This window comes from Enterococcus sp. AZ109 (assembly GCF_051714625.1).
GTDB lineage: Bacteria > Bacillota > Bacilli > Lactobacillales > Enterococcaceae > Enterococcus_A.
Window position 1 is genome coordinate 2685114 of the sequence record NZ_JBIOSF010000001.1, and the last position, 17756, is coordinate 2702869.

The following is a 17756-nucleotide window of genomic DNA, read 5'->3' on the forward strand; positions in this document are numbered from 1 at the left end:
TAACCATAATGATTCAGTAAAACAACTCAACAGGTCTGCTGAGTTTAGACGTTTATTTAAGTAGCGGCGAGATGAATAGTAGCAATCCAACAATCATCTTAATTCCAGCATCCATCGCGACGGTGGAGTAGATAGAAATTTGTTCCCTTCGATATGAAATAAAACAGTTCAATAATAATAAAGCTGCTAAAAGATACGCATGCAACGAAAAGAACAGAATGAAATGGATAGCAACAGCGCTTAATATGCCAATGATCAGTTTTTTATCCCCTTTGTTGGATAAAATTTGAAAGTAGAAATAAGAAGAAATGATGCCAATAGCTAAAATTACCAATGACCAAACATTGAAAAAGCTTTTTTCAGTAGAGATTTGCAAGGCCTCTTTTAAGGAATCATTGCTTAATACACCAAAAATTCCTACTGCATATAAAACGCCGAACCCAATCCACGAAACATTCAAGTTTTTGGTTTTGTAGTAAATAATGTCGAAAACAGCCATTGCTAAACCAATAACGATCAAAAACAAACCAACAATTTGCATACCAGTCTCCTTTGTGCCACCGAAATTTTTAATTAATTATATCACAGAGGAGGTTCGTATGATCAATAAATCATAAAACAGAAAGTCCACTAACGACGGAAAGTAAGGAGTCGAGGAGAAGAAAATGAAACTATATATGGTTAAAACTGATAGGGATAGAACTTTAATGACAGAGAACAAAAAGCAAGCCTTAAAAGATTTTGACAGAGAAGTTGATTATATAGAATCTGACGAGATTGATATAGATGATCGCTTTGTAAATCTGCTTGAGATTGATTTATATGATTTTGGAGAATCTTACAAAAAAGATTCTGACATAGATATTGACGATTTGATTGATGACAGTGCAGAAGTGATAAAAAATCAGTATTGGGTTTTGAATGATGAAGGATATGCGGAAAGAGCTTGTCAATGAAAAAGTAAATTAACTATTAGTGCTGTAAGCGACGCTGAAAAGAAAGCTTACTGGAAAAAAGTTTCACTACATTAACCAAAGAAAGTGAGGAATGCTAAGTGAACGAAAAGGAATATTGTGAACGATGCGATTTATACACTATGCAGTTTCAAGATCCTGAACCGGATGAAGTTGAATCAGATACTAATTGTGAAGTTTGGTGTTGTCCAGTTTGCGGAACTTGGGAGGTTAAGAAATGAAATACAGAAAAAAACCAGCAATTAGGACGTAAATGGCTAACCAGCACGATTGAATTTTTATGGAGTGATCAGGAGATCGATGATTCTTCGAAGGAAATGAAAATCCATTAATCAATACGAGGAGGAGCATTTATGCCGGAACTAAGAATAGAATGCAGATATTGCGATAACCCGATGTCACCAAGAAATTGCGATGGAGATTTAGTATGCAGCAATTGCGGTGCTGAATGGGCAGCCGCTAAGTGTGTGATTGAAGTTTCTGACCTCCAATTGGAACGAGAGCGCCGAGAACAAGAAGAGTATGACCAGTGGATAATGGCCCAAGATGATTATTGGGAGTGATTCCATTAACCACGAGTAGTAAGGATAATTTTCGTCCCCTGACAATCGGGGGTGAACTTTGATGAATCAAGCTAAAGAAGAAGGCCTGGACCTGTTTTCGTCCCCTAACAATCGGGGGTAAACTTTGATCAGAGAATCTTCTTATGAGAGAGGAATTTCGGTTTTCGTCCCCTGATATTCGGGGTAAATTACGACTGGGAATTCTAAAGAATAATTCCAGACTTTTATCAATTATATCATACTAATGGGCTACTAAAGAAGACATATATGACTATTAAAGGGCTATAAGTAGAGGCTTTAACCAGTCCACTAACTCAGCAAAGAAGGGAATGGTTGAATGAAAGCAAGACGTGATGCTTATCGTAAATTGAAAGAAAAACATGGGATTACTACAAGCGCCATGTTCAATGGCGGTCTGGACGATCCAATCTCAGACGAAGATTACGATTTAATAATTAAAATAATGACAAGCGCCTTTGATGATCTTGATAAAGGCGAATTTGAAGAAGATGAAGGCGATGATTTATAAGGAGGCGCATCATGAATAAACAGGAATTAATCGAAAGACTTGAAGAGGATATTAATGAAAGCCGAAAAGCTGTTAGCAAAGCAATAAGTATTAGAGTAGAAGGCTACTGGGAAGGAACTTTGGATATGGCTCGTAGTGCTCAAACATTAGTAATGAAATTAGATGAGCCGCAGAAAGTTAAATCGGCATCGCTCAATGATAACCAACAGGCTATCTTAGGCTGGCTCACAGACTGCTATAAAGAGAACGGTGATCCGGTGACAACAGTCAGTGATCTTTATGATGAAACAAGACCGAGCGAATGGAAGTCTTGCTTATTGGCGGCATTTGAAGATTTAGACAGCAAACAACAGTTTGAAGTCCTAGCAGCCTTTGCCGATTGGGGCTTGGCGGAGGTGTCTGAATGAATGGACTTCTAACATTTATAGCAGGATCAATGTTCGGTGGCACGGTAGCAGTAGCTTTAATGTCATTGCTCATGAGCGGCAAGATAGATGATCAGCTAAATAAAAGGGAATGAGGTGGCGGAATGATACCGAAATTTAGAGCGTGGGATAAGAAAGACAAAATAATGCGTGCTGTTAACACGATAAACTTTTCAACATGCACGATAATTTGTGATCCGATTCGTGGGCATGACGACATGCTAGAGCTGTACGATCCAGTTTGTTTCAAAGGAACTTACGAACTCATGCAGTCAACAGGCTTGAAAGACAAAAACGGTAGGGATGTTTTTCAAGGCGATATTGTTACTTGCACAAGTGGATGCCAGCATGAAGTAATTTGGCTAAAAGAGTATGGAGGAAAGTACTTTGGCGGAATGCCAGCATGGTATTTATCAGGATTAACAGAAGGCTATGCTTGGACCTCTTCGGAGGAAGTAATTGGCAACATCTACGAAAATCCAGAGTTGTTGGAGGTGGCGGAATGAAAGGTTTAGCTAAAGAATATACAACAAATGAAGCTAGGGAATACTTTAAAGAAGTAGGACTAAGCTACGATAAAATCTTTGAAGCTGATATTTGGAATCTATGGGCTTATGTAGCTGGTGAACTAGCAAATGCAGATGAAAATGAGACTTTGAAAATGAGCTTAGTCACTAAATCTGTAAAGATCAATGTCGACTGCGGCGGCTTAAAAAGTGCATTTGTCGAAGTATCAGGACCTTATTTCGATAAACGTGAAGGAATCAGCTTTAATACGGATGGTTTTATTGGTTTTGCAGGCTGGGCAAGCTCTAACAACCTCCAACCATTCGTTAAAGCTTTCATGAGATGGTGCAAAGCAACAGCGGAAGAGGTGGCGGAATGAAAGAAAAAATAGTGAAGTATTTCAACTTAGGTTTCTTACCAGCATTGATGATCTTTGCCTTAATTGCAATTCTGGTAGGTTCGTGGGATAGAGCCTTGTATTTTATCGCTTTATATGCTGTCTGTTTTATTGGTGACAGACTACTAGATATTAAAAAGAGTTTAGACATGATCTGGTACAGGATGTATAAAAGAAATCAAAAAGATGGTCTAGAGTGAGTCCACTAACCGAGGGTTGAAAGGAGAGCAATATGAATAGATACAGATGGCGGCGCATTGTAGAAATCGCTTATCGTGAAGAGCGCAAGAAGTTTCATTATTTCAATCGCAAATCGTACAAAAAAATATATCAGATATGGGTACGAGCAAAGCGCTTAGGATTAACTGAGCTATCTCATTCTGAATTTACAAGATCTATTTTAGCTCCTACCAGTAGAGGGGTAACAATTACAGAGATGGAAATGAATCTTGGAAAATTGGAGCAACATCTCAAAAACTATGCTGATAAACGGAGGGAAACAAATGGAAAAAATGATTGATGAGCCGAATAAAATGGTTGAAGGTTATAATGCCGTTTATGGTTTTAAAATAGAAGATGGGAAAATTCGGACACCAAAGTATAATTTTCCGAAAGAAGTGAAAGAACGAATTCAATATATAGGCAGTGAGGGTGAGAATGGGCTAGTCGTAAGAAAAAGCAAGTCCGCTAACGTCAGGAAGTATGGACAAAATAAAAAGCACTAAGCCTAAGCCCAGTGCTGTGATGTGTTGCTGACAAAAATATTATAGCACATGGGAAAGGCGAGGTGGCTTGGTTGATGACATTGTTTCCAGAAATTGATAAAGATAAAACTAAAAAAAGCGTGAGGGACCTTCTTTCATGCTATCGTTCAATGATAAGAATAGCTGGTGAAGAGTTTATTCCAAAGGTCACCGCTACATATAGTTTTGAGCTAAAAAGCTTTACTGGTACGGTATCAAGAGCAACAGAAAACGCTGTTGTACGTAAAGTAACAGCCGAACAGGAATTATCAAAGATTAGTACAGCAATGAATAAACTGAATGCTTATGATCGCCAACTGATTCACGACAAGTTCATGGATAATCGTGAATTGACTAACACTGCTATCTACTTAAATTACAAAATGAGTGAGCGCACTTTTTACCGCGAACTCGATCAAGCATTAATCCGCTTTGCCGAAGCTTATGAAAATGGCAGTCTTTTGGCAGAAAAATGGCAGTAATGTGGCAGTAATATGGCAGTCGTTAGGCAGTCAAGCGTGAGATAATGGTATTGTCAACAAAGTATAGATGCAGCTAGTCAGCCAACACTTTACTAGCTGTTGATATAGAGAGTAATCAAATGAATTTAGACACTCACAAAAATCTAAATTCAGAAAGGGGGAACATCTCCTTTCTCGTCAAATTTAGGCAGCACACACATTAAATTAAGGATGGTGAAACGCTCCGTTTCTTCGTTAATTTCGACAGGTGCTGCCTTTTGATTTAGAAATTTACAACTGAGCATTCCTATCTGTAAAAAGTGGGTCCCATAACGGGGTAGGTTGCTTGTACATAGAGATCGCTTAGGCGGTCTTTTTATTTTGCGTTGAAAGAGGGAAATGAAATGAAAAAAGCTAACATTACTTATAAAAAGCTAGATGAATTGATACCTTACGAGAACAATCCTAGACTGAATGATGATGCAGTTGATGCAGTAGCAAGTTCAATAAGAAGCTTTGGATTCAAAGTACCCATTGTAGTTGACGAAAATAATGTAATAGTAAATGGTCATACTCGCTTGAAAGCTGCTAAAAGGTTAAAGCTAAAAGAAGTTCCAGTTATCGTTGCTGATGACTTGACAGATGAGCAGGTGAAAGCTTTTCGGCTAGCCGATAACAAAGTCGGTGAAATAGCTGAATGGGATCATGATTTGTTATCAATTGAGCTTGAAGAATTAGAAAACTTAGAATTCGATATGAGTGAGTTTGGATTCGAAGAGTTAGAACCAGATTTTTTACCAGCTTCGGAAATTGAGCAGCCTGATTTGAGTGCTCTAGAACCTAAAATAGTCGAATGTCCACATTGTGGTGAAAGGTTTGATTTGCGTGAAATCGAGTAATTTAGTGATAGATTGGTGTGACCACAAAGCTGCTAAATGGGCTTGTGAACACTGGCATTACTCAAGATGTTTGCCAGTTGGAAAATTAGTAAAGATTGGTGCTTGGGAAGATGGCAAGTTTATCGGATGCGTTATTTTCTCAAGAGGTGCAAACAATAAACCGGGAATGAAATATGGACTAGATCAAACACAAATATGCGAATTAACTAGAGTTGCTATGAGAACACATAAAGTATTTGTGAGTGAAGTTTTAGCACAAGCGATAAAGTTTTTGAAGAAGAAATCACCTCTATTAAAGCTAATAATTTCCTACTCAGATATTGAGCAAGGGCACAAAGGCGGTATATATCAAGCAACAAACTGGATTTATGTAGGAAAAACAAAAGGTGAAACCGAATTTGTCATAGATAACAAAAGAGTTCATATGAGAATTATAGGAGCTAAATATGGCACAGGAACTCAAAATGAAAAGTGGATCAAAGAAAATCTTGATCCTAATATGACGAAGTACAAGACAAAAGGGAAGCACAAATATCTTTTTCCCTTGAATAAAAAAGCAAGAAAGCTTTTGATGAACTTTTCGGAAAAATACCCAAAGGAACCTGATGACGGAGTTTATACAAATCATTCTAATATAGATTTATCTTCAGTATAGTTTTTATAAATGAGGGGAGGAGTGATTATGAGGAAAAGAGGTGGTCGGCCAAAGAAAATTACGAAATCTTTACTCCAAAAACTAGAGCAAGGCTTTCTGTATGGATTTACTGACGAAGAAGCTTGTCTTCATGCGGATATAAGCCCTTCTACTTTGTATAACTATTGCAAGGAACATCCAGAGTTTTTGGAGCGAAAAGAGCAGTTAAAAAGTCGTCCAAAAATGCGAGCAAAACTGAATATTGTGAGGTCACTTGAAAACGGTGATGTCGGAGTTTCGCAATGGTATCTTGAGCGAAAAGCCAAAGATGAATTTGGAAACAGTCAGAAAATCGAGCATAGTGGTGGCATAGCTACTAAAGATCCATTCGGTGAATTATCTGTTGAAGAATTAAGAAAGATAATCCAAGATGGATAAGTCAGGACTAGTAAGAAGAGCGAGAATGGAACTTGCTCGAAGAAGCTATATCGATTTCTTTTGCTATTCTACTGGTTTTACGCTAAAGCCGCTGCGACATCAAGAATTTATCGCTCCTTACTTACAAAGAATAGCTGATGGCGAAAAATTATTTATCATTGTAGAGTTACCACCGCAGCATGGGAAGTCTACTTTCATCACTGAGACATTCCCGGCATATTATTTGTGTAAAAATCCTGATAAATTAGCGATGGTTGTTTCGTATTCAGAAGAGCTATACAAAAAGTTTGGTCGAAAAAATCGTGAGAAATTCCGTTTGTATAGTGATGAATTGTTTGGAATAAAACTTAGTTCAGAAACAGCGAGTGTTTCAGAGTGGGGTATTGATGGACATCTAGGTCAACTTTATAGTACATCAATCCTAGGAGGTGCTACAGGACGTGGCTCTGATCTATTAATAATCGATGACCCGATAAAAAACAGAGCTGAGGCAGAAAGTAAAACGATTCGAGATAAGATCTACGCAGAGTGGCAAGATACATTCTTCTCTCGTTTATCTGCCAACGGATCGGTAATAGTTATCATGACAAGGTGGCACGAAGACGACTTAGCTGGACGGTTGTTAAAAGAGAAACGTCTTCCGTGGATTGAGATTAAAATACCGGCTGTTGCTGAAGAAAACGACTTATTGGGACGTGAAATCGGCGAAGCCTTAGCGCCTGAAATTGGTAAAGACGAGGAATGGGCTGAACAAACAAAAGCTGTCACTGGTTCTCGTGGTTGGGCATCTCTTTATCAGCAACGACCGACACCCGCTGGCGGTGATATATTTAAACGTTCTTGGGTTCGTTATTATGTTCCATCAATTGAAATGAAAATCAAATTAGGGCTAGGTGATGACGTTAAAGTCATGCCTAGCTCTTTTGATATTCAATTGCAGTCATGGGATTGTACGTTTAAAGATAAAAGCACGTCAGATTATGTTGCTGGTCAAGTTTGGGGGCGATCAGGTGTTGAACTTTATCTGCTCGATCGACATCACGAACGGATGGGGATCGTAGATACCATGAAAGCTATTCAAGTTATGACTGCTAAATGGCCAGACGCTGTAGCTAAACTAATTGAAGATAAAGCTAACGGCTCTGCAGTAATTGAAATGCTAAAGAAAAAAATCAAAGGTTTAATTGCAGTGACTCCTCAAGGTGGTAAAGAGGTAAGAGCGCAAGCTGTTGCACCATTATGGGAAGCAGGCAACGTTTATTTACCTCATCCCTTATGGAAACCATACACCGATGAAATAGTAGATGAATTAGTATCTTTTCCAAACGCTGATCATGATGATGACGTTGACAGTATGTCACAAGCGCTTGTTCGTATAGACAATAAACCAAAAAATGTACGCAGAACGGATAGGAAAACAGTATTTTAGGAGGTGATGATTTGTCATCAAGAATAATAAGCGGTGGGAAAACAGGGATGATTCCTGAAAAAGTTAGAAAACAGGATGTTGCTATCATTAAAAAACGTTCGCTCACTTTTAAATCAAAAGGTGGTGTCGATCAGAGAAGAGATTTTACGCAGCTTTCTCCGTCGTATGATATCGCAACACTTCGCTCAATTACAGAAATATCAGATATTCTCAACCAATCTATCGAAGCATATGTAACAAACGTGGCTGGTTTTGGTTTCGACATTCGCTATACAGTAGATGATACTGAAGAAACGGAAGAAATGAAGGAAGAATGGAATTTACTAGAGAGTCTTTTAAAAGATTTGTCTTTTGAGCGTCCAGCAAAAGAGGTAGTCGAAGAAGTCATTCGTCATGTTGAAGAATGCGGCAATGGTTATCTTGAAGTCATTCGTAATATCAAAGGTGAAGTAGTGGGCATTGACTCAATTAAGCCTGAGTACATGACAGTCACTAAGATGAATCGAGTGCTGACTAAAGACAAACAAGAAATTAAAGTACGGTATTTCGTTTTCCGAGATGCGATGGATGATTCTGCACGATCATCTGGAACCTGGTATAAAACATACGGTGACCCAACTCCTTTGAATGTCAACGGAAGCGTGGGTTCTGAGGGTAACGGTACAGCAACCGAGGTTATTCATTTGAAAACTGGTGACTTTCAAGATCCGTATGGCGTGCCCCGGTGGATAGGTCCACTGATTAAGATTTTAGGTAATCGTAAAGCAGATGAACTGAATTATCGCTATTTCACGCAAGGCAGACACATTCCTTTAGCTATTACGTTAGAGAATGCGCAGCTTACTAAAGAATCGGAAGCAACATTGCAGGCTTATGCAAATGCCATTGGTGGTGAGGAAAATCAACATAAGTTCTTACTACTTGAAGCCGAAAAGGTGAGTCCAGTTGATGACATGGTTGGTTATGGCGAAGATAAACTAAAGCCGGCGATTCATATTGAGAAACTCGCGGACATCTTGCAAAATGATGCTTTATTCCTAGAATATGACGAAAATGTTATTGAATCAGTTTTAGGAGCTTTTAGATTACCACCGATTTATGTCGCTAGATCAAGTGACTACACTAGAGCAACAGCTGAAACGGCGAAGGAGTTAACTGAGGAACAAGTCTTTCAACCGCTTCGTGAAACGTATGCTTGGCGGATCAACTCACTGTTTAGAGATTACGACTTCAAATACGTTGAAGTATTTCTTAAAGCTTCAAATTTGGTCAATATGGAAGACATTAAATCAATTCTAGACCCATCAATCAATGCTGGAGCGGTTGCTCCAAATGACTTGAGAGATATTTTAGGAAAAGTATTGAATAAGCCACTAGAACCTTTTGAAGGCGATGAGTACAATAAACCGATTCTGACTAATAGTCAGAATAACCCTATCTCTTATGGGCTATCTGCAACTGGTCCAGGTGATATTGATTTAGAGAAAGCATACGGTAGTTCTAAAATGAGTGAACTTGCTGCATCTGTGAGAAGGCTACTTAAAGAGGTGAGATCAAAAGATGAATGATGCTCAACTGATCGAACTAGCTTTGTTAATAAAAAAAGAAGAAGATGATGAACTAAAAAAACTCTTAGAACAAGCAGAATACCAATTCGTTACTATTTTGATTGAATACATTCTTTCTATCGAATCAAAGATGGAAGATGCATTTCAGACTGACTATGAAGAATTACAAGAAGCTGTTGATGAACTAGTTGCTAAATTCGTTAAGAAATCTCCAACCGAAAAACAGATAAAAAGGTCCATTAAAAAGCGATCATTCAATTCAAAAGTAAAGGAAGAAGTTCTTCCTGAATTGGAAGAAGCTTTTTTTGTTTTACTTGAAGCTTTTCAAGAAATTTATGGCAACTATGGGGAATTTGATTTGAAATCAGAGGCTTATAAAGAGTTGCAGAAATGGTTAAAAGATTTACCGAACCTTCTACAAAAAACTACGGATGATGCTGTTATTCGTACTGTTGGAAAGCATTATGACAAGGATAAAGACAAAAGACCTGATAGTATGTCGCTCGCTGAGCAGTGGGTGTTCGGTTATTTTCGTGCTCGATCAATAGCAATCCTTGAACTTTTGAGAATGTACTCAGGATCACAGTATGAGGCGTTGATGCTGAACGACAATGTAATTGGATTAAAATGGCGACATGCCGATGGAGTAAACGAACCACGACCTACACATGTAGCAGCAGACGGCGAAGTGGTAGCGAAAGGTGAATTCTTTTATATCAACCAGACGTTTATTAGATATCCACGTGATCCACTTATTCCTATAAGTGAATCAATCAATTGTCATTGTTTTTTAGAACCCATGTTTATATATGGTCATGAATCTGGTGCGAAAAGGAGAACACTTGAGGAAAAGGACGAGCTAGCAAATAGGATCTACGAATCCGCTCGAAACAGAAAATCAGATGTTAAGAGAGTCGCCAAATATTCTGGAATGAAACGTTCTGACGTGAGAAAGATTTATAATCACATGTTCATAAACGAATATGACTTGATGACGGGACGCAAAAGATTTGATCCAGACATTGACATGGCCGAGTCTTGGCAGCGGCTGTTTCTTGGGAAAAATATCCAAGAACATGATATAATCATGTTGAAGCATGAGCTGATGGAGTGGGAGTTAATGAATAAGAAAAACTATTCATACAGTGAAGCCCATCAAAAAACAAATAAGACTTGGAATTATGAGAAAGCACTAGATGAGTACTTAGACAATATAGAAGGGAAGTGATGTCATGCTTGATTTAAAAATGATAGGTTTTGATGGAATAAACTACACTTACCATTATTATCCCGAGGGAGACAAGAATGCTCCTGGAGAAGTTATTGTTAATACAAGTTCAAATGAGATCATCTTCTCTATTATTTCTGAAGAAGATAGGCATGAAAGATATGCTGTTCACGTTTGGTCCCGTTTGAACATGTATCTAAAACAAGATAAGTTTCTGGCAGAAGATTTAGTAGCTTGGGGATAAGTATTACAATATTAATATCAGCGCTGATGTCATAATGATGTCTGCGCTATTTTTGTGCCTTAAAAAAGGAGTGAGAGTAATGGAAAACCACGAAAACCGCAATAACTTTCGACCGATGTCTTTGACTTATTTACTTTTGTTATTTCAGAAAACACATTTAAATCTACTCAATTATGAGCGAAAACCGCCAGATGTGATTAACGAGGAAATTAACAGACAGATAGTGTCAGAAAGGCAAGGTGATCCGGCTTGAGGTCATATCTAGCTTCTAACTATCAACGAAAGGTGGTGAAAAAATGCGAAAACTAGAAAATGTCAAAGTAACGCACGTTTCCTATGTAGACAAAGCAGCTAATAAGAAATCTTTCTTTCTAACTAAGTCTGAAGAAGAGCCAACGTTTCAAACAATCGTTAAGCTCGTGACAAAGGCTGACGACCCTCAAAAGCTCGTTTACGGTGTAGTTTATGAGCCAGACGCAGAAGACGCTCACGGCGACTATATGGACGCTGAAACAATCGAAAAAGCAGCTCATAATTTTATGGAGGACTACCAGCAAATTGATAAGCAGCATGATTTTACTACAAATGCTGGAAAAGTTGTTGAGAGTTACGTGGCCCCAGTTGATATGGAAATCGGAGAAACACCCATCACCAAGGGTACTTGGGTATTAGTCACTAAAGCAACTGATGAAATGTGGGAAGGTATTCAAAAAGGTGAGTTCACAGGCTACTCCTTAGCTGGTACTGCTCAAGTTGAGGAAGTCAAGAAACAAACCACTGACAATTTTAATCGTCGTAAAACATATCGTGATGTGAATGCCGCTATTGATGCGTTTCAATCAGCGACATGGTCCATCTTAGACAATTACACGGATAGCGATGCTGACAAAGTAGCAGGCATTCAAAAAGAAATCGAAGAATTGTCTGCATTAATCGGTACTATCCCAACAACTAAATCTGTTACAAAGCAAGGACTAGTCGATACGATTAAGTCCTTTTTTAGTACGCAAAATTCAAAGGAGGAACAAGAAATGACGCAAGAAGAATTACAAAAAGCGCTAGGCGAAGTGTTGCAACCAATCGCTGAGCGCTTAGAAAAACTAGAAAATTCAAAGACTGATGAAGGTGAAGAATTAACAGACGAAGAAAAGAAGAAAAAAGAGAAAGAAGAAAAAAAGAAGGTTACTAAAGCCGAAGCTCAACAATTTGATGTTGAAGCTCTCACAAAAGCAGTCCAAGCAGCAGTTGCACCGCTAAACGAAAAGATCGAAACGCTTGAAAAAGCTCGGATCAGTAACAACCAAGAACCGACGTATCAGGAAAAAATCGAAAAATCGGATGTACCTTCATACGTTAACGAAGTCTTTCCGATTTCAGAATAAGGGAGGAAAAAAATAAATGGTAAATACATTATCGAATGAAGAAATTTTAAAACAAATGACAGCAATTCAAAAAGCAGGGAATAACGTTACGTTACGTGATGACAATGCTCGCGCTTTTGTCATGGATGCAATTGCAACTAGCGCTACTCTACCAAAATTACATGTTTACTTTGCTAAATCTGGCACTGGATCAATTGACAAATTAGGTGTTAAACGTCGTACCTTGAAACAACACAAAGGAACTTTGACAGAACCGACTGGAACGGATATTGCTGAAGAAAGCGAAGTTAAGTTTAACTTGTCGCCACTTTACTTAGATACATGGATTGAAAATAGCAATACCTTCTATACTGCTCGCACACGCGGCCAAGATGTCCGCCAAGCGTTGCTATCGTTAATGCAACAACAGTTTGCGGCAGATACACAGGACTTGGCTTACAACGGCGATGAAGCAGATGCAGATCCATTCGTGAAGCTGAATAACGGATTTATTGTTCAAGCAAAAGTAAATGCGGCAGTGAAGCACAGCTTTACTAAATTGCCTAAGATCACCACTTTAACCAAAGTGATTGGAGAATTTGAAGACAAATACATTAACAGTACGTTTGTTTGGCATATGTCACGCTCCACTAATGCGCATTACGTTGCCGAGATTCAGAATCGTCAAACAAATTTGGGAGATGCAACAATTATTGATGGGAAAGTTACTATGATTTCCGGCTATCCTGTCGAGATTGTCGACGGAATGAAGAATGGCGTAATCCTATTTACACCATTTGCGAACCTGACAACTGTATGGGGAGTGAACGTGACTCTAACAACTGCCGCTCAAGATTCTGTTTCTGTTGCAAAACAGGCAAGTTATCACTTTATGCTTGAAGATATCGACTTCGTTATTCGTGAGAACAAAATGATCGCATATATTGATTCTTCCGGTACCGAAGATGAAGAAACCTTTATTCCAGCAGGGTAGGTGATGATTAATGGGACGATATAAAGTAAAGAAAGTATTTCAAGATGCTCGCACAAATGAAATTTACAGTGCGGGCGTTTTAATTACTCTGACTACAGACCGTGCGAATGAAATCGTCGATAAACTAGGCGTTGAATATTTAGAGCTTGTATCGCAAAACTCAAAAGAAACGAATGAGCCAATTCAAGTAGAAAAAACTGATAGTAGTGAACAGAAACAGCATGAAGACGACAGTTTTCCAAAAATGATTTCTCGCGGACACTATGAATTGTCTAACGGGGAGTTATTCGATGGAAATAAGACAGCAGCTGTCGAAGCTGAAAATGCCTTAGAAAAGTAGGTGAGCACCTATGAAAGAACCCTATGTTGATGAAGATTACTATAAAACAGAGTATGAAGGTGCAGTTGTTGGGGATACTGATTTCCCTCGATTTGCTAAAAGAGCCTCAGAATTGATCGATGCTTTGACTGATTACCAGATACCAAAAATTGGTTTGGACAAGTTTTCAGATCAAGTTCAAGAATTAATCAAAAAAGCATGCTGCGCTCAAATTGAGTATTATCAAGTCGAAGGAATTGAAGTAAACGTCACTGGTTTGCCAGCAAGTGCTCAAAGCGAAACGATCGGAGATTATAGCTATTCTTCAAGTAACGGCTATTCGAGTCGTCAGGCTGGGCGTGTTGCTCCATCTTGTTTAGCCTTTTTAGAAGGCACGGGATTGCTTCGAAAAAGGAGTGTGAGGATCGGTGTCATTTGAACGATTACTAATTCATACTTGCGAATTGATTCTACCTCATGATGAATCTGAATCAGATGAAATCGAAGAGGATCAGTGGGGGAGGCCAATCGTAAAACCGAAAGAACCGAAAAAGGTCAAATGTCGCTACAGGGCAAAGAACATCTACATTCGTGATTCTTCAGGGTCAGAGAGTGTCTTAGAAACGAGTATCAGTTTACTACCAGATGCCAAAGTTGATCCAGAAATGACAGTGGTAAACATACGTGATAGCAAAGGGCGACCATTTACTTCTGCAAAAATGAAGGTTGTAGATATTCAACCTCATTATGATCGGAAAAGACTGCATCATTACACGGTCATCCTGAAAGGCGCTGAGTAATATGGCCCGAAAAAGATATAAGCAAAAAGCGAAGTACGCTGCTGTCAGCGTTCAGATTGACTCGGAATTTTTCGCAAAAGGTTCTGGAACAATGAAGGAAGCTCGAAAAGCGCTTGTTGAAGCGATGGCTACTGAGTGGGCAACCGGTACTAAACAAGTGACTAGTGATGATCAACACATTGACACGGCAGCTTATGTTAACTCAATCGGTTATCCTACACACTTTTTGGGCCCACGAGGCGCTGATATTGGTCCAATCATTCACGAATGGGAGGAAACGGCGACTAAAACGACTCTAAGAACTGGTTCAGGCGTTCATTATGCAATCTTTCTTGAAGCTAGATACAACATTTACGCACGAGGCTTAGAAAATAGCATGAATAAGATGATCAGCGAAGGTTTGCGAGCAATGAACAGCGTATTGAAAAGAAAATAAGCAAGAAAGAGGTGGTATTAAGTGGATTATGTAGATGCATCAAGCAACATTCGAAATTATCTGAAGGCTGCTTTTTCTGATGAATTCAAAGCGTTTCGAACGTGGAAAATTGAAGCTGGCGCACCTCTTCCTTGTCTTTTAGTAAAAACGATAGGCAAAAGCACTATCCAACTGATAGTCCGATCCAAGGATGATGTAGAAGCTTTGGTGAAATGTACAGAGGTTGGGAATTACTTGAAACGTAACTTTGCTGATATTGAAGGTGTGAACGTTTTTGATATTGATTTCCAGATGCCACCTATTCCAAATGTTGACGAAGATAGCGGAAAAGATGAGGCATGGTGTTATATGAACATTAATTATTTTGAAAATTAAGGAGGAACTATCTTGGCAGAAAAAGCGCAAGAAAAAAAGCAGGAAACTAAAACTAATCAAGCAACATCTACTGTAAGTGCAGACAAAAAAATGAAAGTTGTAGCATTGAGCAATTCAGGAGATGGCACAACTTTAAAAGTGAAGATCGACAACAATCCTGTCGAAATCATTCATGGTGAAGTTTTAGAACTAACAGAAAAACAGTTGCAAAAATTAAAAATTGCAAGCTCTTCATGGAACTATGAAGAAGTGAAAGGGGATAAACAATAATGCCAAAAGAACAATTTTTTAATTTTAATAAAAAGAATATCCAAGGCGGAGCAGGGCGTTTAATTGTCGGAGAAGATCCTTCTTTCCGACCAACCAAAATTTCAGACGTTATGGATATGAAAACATTTGAATTGAAACCTGGTTTTCGTGACTTAGGTGGTACAACCGAAGGAATCAGTCGTTCTCGTGGGAATGAAACTGAAGATGTGGTCATTGATCAATCAGTAACACCGATCGATACAACTGTTTCAGGTTGGACAAACACTATTGGTACTACATTAATGGAAACAGATATTAATAACCGTGCGTTAGCTTGGGTTGGTGGAGACATCACTGAAACAGCCGCAGATCTTGGTGATCCTGCTACATTAGCTGCTGCAGCAAACAAAGGTAATCGTAAAATTAAAGTAGCTGCGGGCAAAGGGACAAGCTTTGCAGGTGTTCGTTTTGCTAAAATTGGTGATGAAACTATAGCGATTTCTCAAGTATCTGGCGATATTGTTACGTTAAAAGAAGGTGTTGGTCAAGCATACACCACAACAGACACGTTAACTCCTGTGAATGAATTAGGAACTAAAACAATCAGTTACGGTGCTCCTACTTCTATCGATTCTCATAGCTTAACACTGATTGTTAAACGTGAAGACGAAACGTTCCTAATGATTCACTATTACGAAACTAAAATCAGCGATAGTGTAGAAACGAATCACGGAAAAGAGAAAGCGACTTTACCTGTTTCGTTCACTGCTTTCGCTCAAGATGATCTTCCTGAAGATGAAAATGTATACATTGAAATTGAACAAGTAGTGTAAAACACTAGACCTTGCTTAGTAGCAAGGTCTTTTATTTTTGCATAAAGAAGGAGAAAACAAATGACAGAAAATAATACAGTTAATCAGATCAATAGCGTTATTACAGAAATGAAAATGGTGGAGTTGTCAAATGACAGCAAGATTCCTGTGCCTCGCTTAACTAACAAGAAAGTTTTGCAACTGGTGAAGTTTGTTGCCGGTGATGGAATGATTATCTACAGCAAATTTACGAATTGGCGTCAAGAAAACACTGTTGTTACACCTGCGTTAGACGAACAAGGGGTTCAGAAGAAAGGTGAAAAGGATAATCCTTTGTTTAATACTAAGTTTCCAACGGTTGAAGAAGGCGTTGAGTTCTTCTTAACTGAAATTCCTGATGAAAAGATTGCCAAAGTGTTAGCTATTTTGCTAGATAAATCAACAGAAGAAACAGAGGAAATGGACTTCTTCGACACTTCTTTAATTATCGCATCATTCTTAGATAACACTCCAATCGAGAAATTAGCAGCTTTAGTAAAAAAGATCCGTCCAAAATTCCGTTCGATGAGCAAAGAGGATCTGAAACAGGCGAGCGAAACGCAGGAGAAAGCTCCAGTCGTGCAATTGAATCCTTCACAACAAGCTTAATTGAGCAAATTCAATTTGTTTCATACTTCTACTCGCTATCTGAAGAATTTGTACTAGATCAATCATTTAGCTGGCTTACTCGAAAGTACAAATGGGCTAATAAGCGAGAGTATGAAGCAAGGAGAACTAAGCAATCTGATACACAGACAGCTATCGTCGATTCGCTCAGCATGATAATTGGGAGCTTATTTGGCAATAACGATCATGAATCAAGCTTGTTGAAGCCTTACGAAGAAGCGATGAGCGAAGCAAAACAAAAGTTAGAAGGTAAAGCATCCAACGAAGGCGTGGATACCACATTGTGGTGGAAAGGAAGTGCTAAAGATGGAGATAACAATTAAAGGTGAACGGAATGAAATAGTAGAAATGCTCCAAGCTATTACGAGTAGCAAGGAGCAAACGGAATTTGTTATTGATTCTGGTCGTGTTGCTCAGGTGCTATCAAATCCCTCTACTATGGATATTAATGGTGAAAAAGAAAATAGAAATCAAAAGAAAAAGCTTGGTGCAATTAAACAAGTTGGAGAGTCGTTATACGTTGATGGAATCCAAGTAAAGAATATTCTTGGAGGATCAATTTCAAGCGAAAAAACATTGGATCGTGTTTTGGTAACTTGCACAATCGTTGGAGACACTTTTGAGATTATTCCCAAGCGATCATAAGCTGAAATAAAAATACTACCGAAAAATCGGTAGTAAAGGTAGGTGTAACATGAAAACTGA

Annotated in this window: 29 protein-coding genes and 1 pseudogene; 29 read left to right on the plus strand and 1 reads right to left on the minus strand. The window is 38.6% G+C overall.

Annotated elements, in window-relative coordinates; translation table 11 throughout:
* Window positions 1-52: 52 nt before the first annotated feature.
* Window positions 53-541, minus strand: a complete 489-nt coding sequence (locus tag IGI42_RS13165) for a DUF6609 family protein (protein WP_438716324.1) — start codon at window positions 539-541, stop codon at window positions 53-55.
* 124 nt (window positions 542-665) lie between these two features.
* On the opposite strand from IGI42_RS13165, the gene IGI42_RS13170 reads away from it, so the two are divergent.
* From IGI42_RS13170 to IGI42_RS13310, 29 genes and pseudogenes are all read left to right on the plus strand, one after another.
* Window positions 666-956 carry a hypothetical protein gene (locus IGI42_RS13170; RefSeq protein WP_438716325.1) on the plus strand — a complete coding sequence of 97 codons (291 nt, stop codon included), beginning with the start codon at window positions 666-668 and terminating at the stop codon, window positions 954-956.
* A 371-nt stretch (window positions 957-1327) separates the two neighbouring features.
* Window positions 1328-1537 (plus strand): hypothetical protein, encoded by a 210-nt coding sequence (locus tag IGI42_RS13175; RefSeq protein ID WP_438716326.1) that lies wholly within the window; start codon window positions 1328-1330, stop codon window positions 1535-1537.
* Between the two features lie 337 nt (window positions 1538-1874).
* Window positions 1875-2066, plus strand: a complete 192-nt coding sequence (locus IGI42_RS13180; RefSeq protein ID WP_438716327.1) for a hypothetical protein — start codon at window positions 1875-1877, stop codon at window positions 2064-2066.
* Between the two features lie 11 nt (window positions 2067-2077).
* Window positions 2078-2473 carry a hypothetical protein gene (locus tag IGI42_RS13185; RefSeq protein ID WP_438716328.1) on the plus strand — a complete coding sequence of 132 codons (396 nt, stop codon included), beginning with the start codon at window positions 2078-2080 and terminating at the stop codon, window positions 2471-2473.
* 122 nt (window positions 2474-2595) lie between these two features.
* Complete coding sequence (locus IGI42_RS13190) at window positions 2596-2997, plus strand: YopX family protein (RefSeq protein ID WP_438716329.1); 402 nt, start codon at window positions 2596-2598, stop codon at window positions 2995-2997.
* Window positions 2994-3377: a hypothetical protein gene (locus IGI42_RS13195; protein WP_438716330.1), complete on the plus strand. Its 384-nt coding sequence runs from the start codon at window positions 2994-2996 to the stop codon at window positions 3375-3377. Before IGI42_RS13190 ends, IGI42_RS13195 begins: the two co-directional genes overlap by 4 nt.
* Complete coding sequence (locus IGI42_RS13200) at window positions 3374-3595, plus strand: hypothetical protein (RefSeq protein WP_438716331.1); 222 nt, start codon at window positions 3374-3376, stop codon at window positions 3593-3595. Before IGI42_RS13195 ends, IGI42_RS13200 begins: the two co-directional genes overlap by 4 nt.
* A gap of 32 nt (window positions 3596-3627) precedes the next feature.
* A complete protein-coding gene (locus tag IGI42_RS13205; protein ID WP_438716332.1) occupies window positions 3628-3915 on the plus strand; it encodes a hypothetical protein in 288 nt (95 codons plus the stop codon).
* Complete coding sequence (locus IGI42_RS13210; protein ID WP_438716333.1) at window positions 3899-4120, plus strand: hypothetical protein; 222 nt, start codon at window positions 3899-3901, stop codon at window positions 4118-4120. Before IGI42_RS13205 ends, IGI42_RS13210 begins: the two co-directional genes overlap by 17 nt.
* Before the next feature lie 74 nt (window positions 4121-4194).
* Complete coding sequence (locus tag IGI42_RS13215; protein WP_438716334.1) at window positions 4195-4620, plus strand: ArpU family phage packaging/lysis transcriptional regulator; 426 nt, start codon at window positions 4195-4197, stop codon at window positions 4618-4620.
* Between the two features lie 383 nt (window positions 4621-5003).
* Window positions 5004-5453, plus strand: a pseudogene (locus IGI42_RS13220) (ParB N-terminal domain-containing protein); the annotation flags it as partial.
* 49 nt (window positions 5454-5502) lie between these two features.
* Window positions 5503-6153, plus strand: a complete 651-nt coding sequence (locus IGI42_RS13225; protein ID WP_438716335.1) for a protein Mom — start codon at window positions 5503-5505, stop codon at window positions 6151-6153.
* 27 nt (window positions 6154-6180) lie between these two features.
* Window positions 6181-6570: a hypothetical protein gene (locus IGI42_RS13230; RefSeq protein WP_438716336.1), complete on the plus strand. Its 390-nt coding sequence runs from the start codon at window positions 6181-6183 to the stop codon at window positions 6568-6570.
* 25 nt (window positions 6571-6595) lie between these two features.
* On the plus strand, window positions 6596-7999 hold the full coding sequence (gene terL / locus IGI42_RS13235; protein ID WP_438716337.1) for a phage terminase large subunit: 1404 nt from the start codon (window positions 6596-6598) through the stop codon (window positions 7997-7999).
* Window positions 8000-8010: 11 nt separating this feature from the next.
* Window positions 8011-9567, plus strand: coding sequence for a phage portal protein (locus IGI42_RS13240; RefSeq protein ID WP_438716338.1), 1557 nt, complete (start codon window positions 8011-8013; stop codon window positions 9565-9567).
* Window positions 9560-10795, plus strand: a complete 1236-nt coding sequence (locus IGI42_RS13245; protein WP_438716339.1) for a hypothetical protein — start codon at window positions 9560-9562, stop codon at window positions 10793-10795. Before IGI42_RS13240 ends, IGI42_RS13245 begins: the two co-directional genes overlap by 8 nt.
* 4 nt (window positions 10796-10799) lie before the next feature.
* On the plus strand, window positions 10800-11039 hold the full coding sequence (locus tag IGI42_RS13250; protein WP_438716340.1) for a hypothetical protein: 240 nt from the start codon (window positions 10800-10802) through the stop codon (window positions 11037-11039).
* 296 nt (window positions 11040-11335) lie between these two features.
* Window positions 11336-12421: an XkdF-like putative serine protease domain-containing protein gene (locus IGI42_RS13255; protein WP_438716341.1), complete on the plus strand. Its 1086-nt coding sequence runs from the start codon at window positions 11336-11338 to the stop codon at window positions 12419-12421.
* A 16-nt stretch (window positions 12422-12437) separates the two neighbouring features.
* A complete protein-coding gene (locus tag IGI42_RS13260) occupies window positions 12438-13394 on the plus strand; it encodes a phage capsid protein (RefSeq protein WP_438716342.1) in 957 nt (318 codons plus the stop codon).
* A 10-nt stretch (window positions 13395-13404) separates the two neighbouring features.
* Window positions 13405-13734: a hypothetical protein gene (locus IGI42_RS13265; protein WP_438716343.1), complete on the plus strand. Its 330-nt coding sequence runs from the start codon at window positions 13405-13407 to the stop codon at window positions 13732-13734.
* 10 nt (window positions 13735-13744) lie between these two features.
* A complete protein-coding gene (locus IGI42_RS13270) occupies window positions 13745-14152 on the plus strand; it encodes a hypothetical protein (protein WP_438716344.1) in 408 nt (135 codons plus the stop codon).
* A complete protein-coding gene (locus IGI42_RS13275; protein ID WP_438716345.1) occupies window positions 14142-14513 on the plus strand; it encodes a hypothetical protein in 372 nt (123 codons plus the stop codon). Before IGI42_RS13270 ends, IGI42_RS13275 begins: the two co-directional genes overlap by 11 nt.
* A gap of 1 nt (window position 14514) precedes the next feature.
* Complete coding sequence (locus IGI42_RS13280) at window positions 14515-14949, plus strand: hypothetical protein (protein WP_438716346.1); 435 nt, start codon at window positions 14515-14517, stop codon at window positions 14947-14949.
* A 21-nt stretch (window positions 14950-14970) separates the two neighbouring features.
* Window positions 14971-15324, plus strand: coding sequence for a hypothetical protein (locus tag IGI42_RS13285; RefSeq protein ID WP_438716347.1), 354 nt, complete (start codon window positions 14971-14973; stop codon window positions 15322-15324).
* 12 nt (window positions 15325-15336) lie between these two features.
* A complete protein-coding gene (locus tag IGI42_RS13290) occupies window positions 15337-15594 on the plus strand; it encodes a hypothetical protein (protein ID WP_438716348.1) in 258 nt (85 codons plus the stop codon).
* A complete protein-coding gene (locus IGI42_RS13295; protein WP_438716349.1) occupies window positions 15594-16406 on the plus strand; it encodes a hypothetical protein in 813 nt (270 codons plus the stop codon). The genes IGI42_RS13290 and IGI42_RS13295 overlap by 1 nt, the downstream gene beginning before the upstream one ends.
* A 60-nt stretch (window positions 16407-16466) precedes the next feature.
* Entirely contained in the window at window positions 16467-17033 is a 567-nt protein-coding gene (locus IGI42_RS13300) for a hypothetical protein (RefSeq protein WP_438716350.1), read from the plus strand.
* A gap of 170 nt (window positions 17034-17203) precedes the next feature.
* Window positions 17204-17374 (plus strand): hypothetical protein, encoded by a 171-nt coding sequence (locus IGI42_RS13305; RefSeq protein WP_438716351.1) that lies wholly within the window; start codon window positions 17204-17206, stop codon window positions 17372-17374.
* Window positions 17358-17696, plus strand: a complete 339-nt coding sequence (locus IGI42_RS13310) for a hypothetical protein (protein WP_438716352.1) — start codon at window positions 17358-17360, stop codon at window positions 17694-17696. Before IGI42_RS13305 ends, IGI42_RS13310 begins: the two co-directional genes overlap by 17 nt.
* Window positions 17697-17756: the final 60 nt, after the last annotated feature.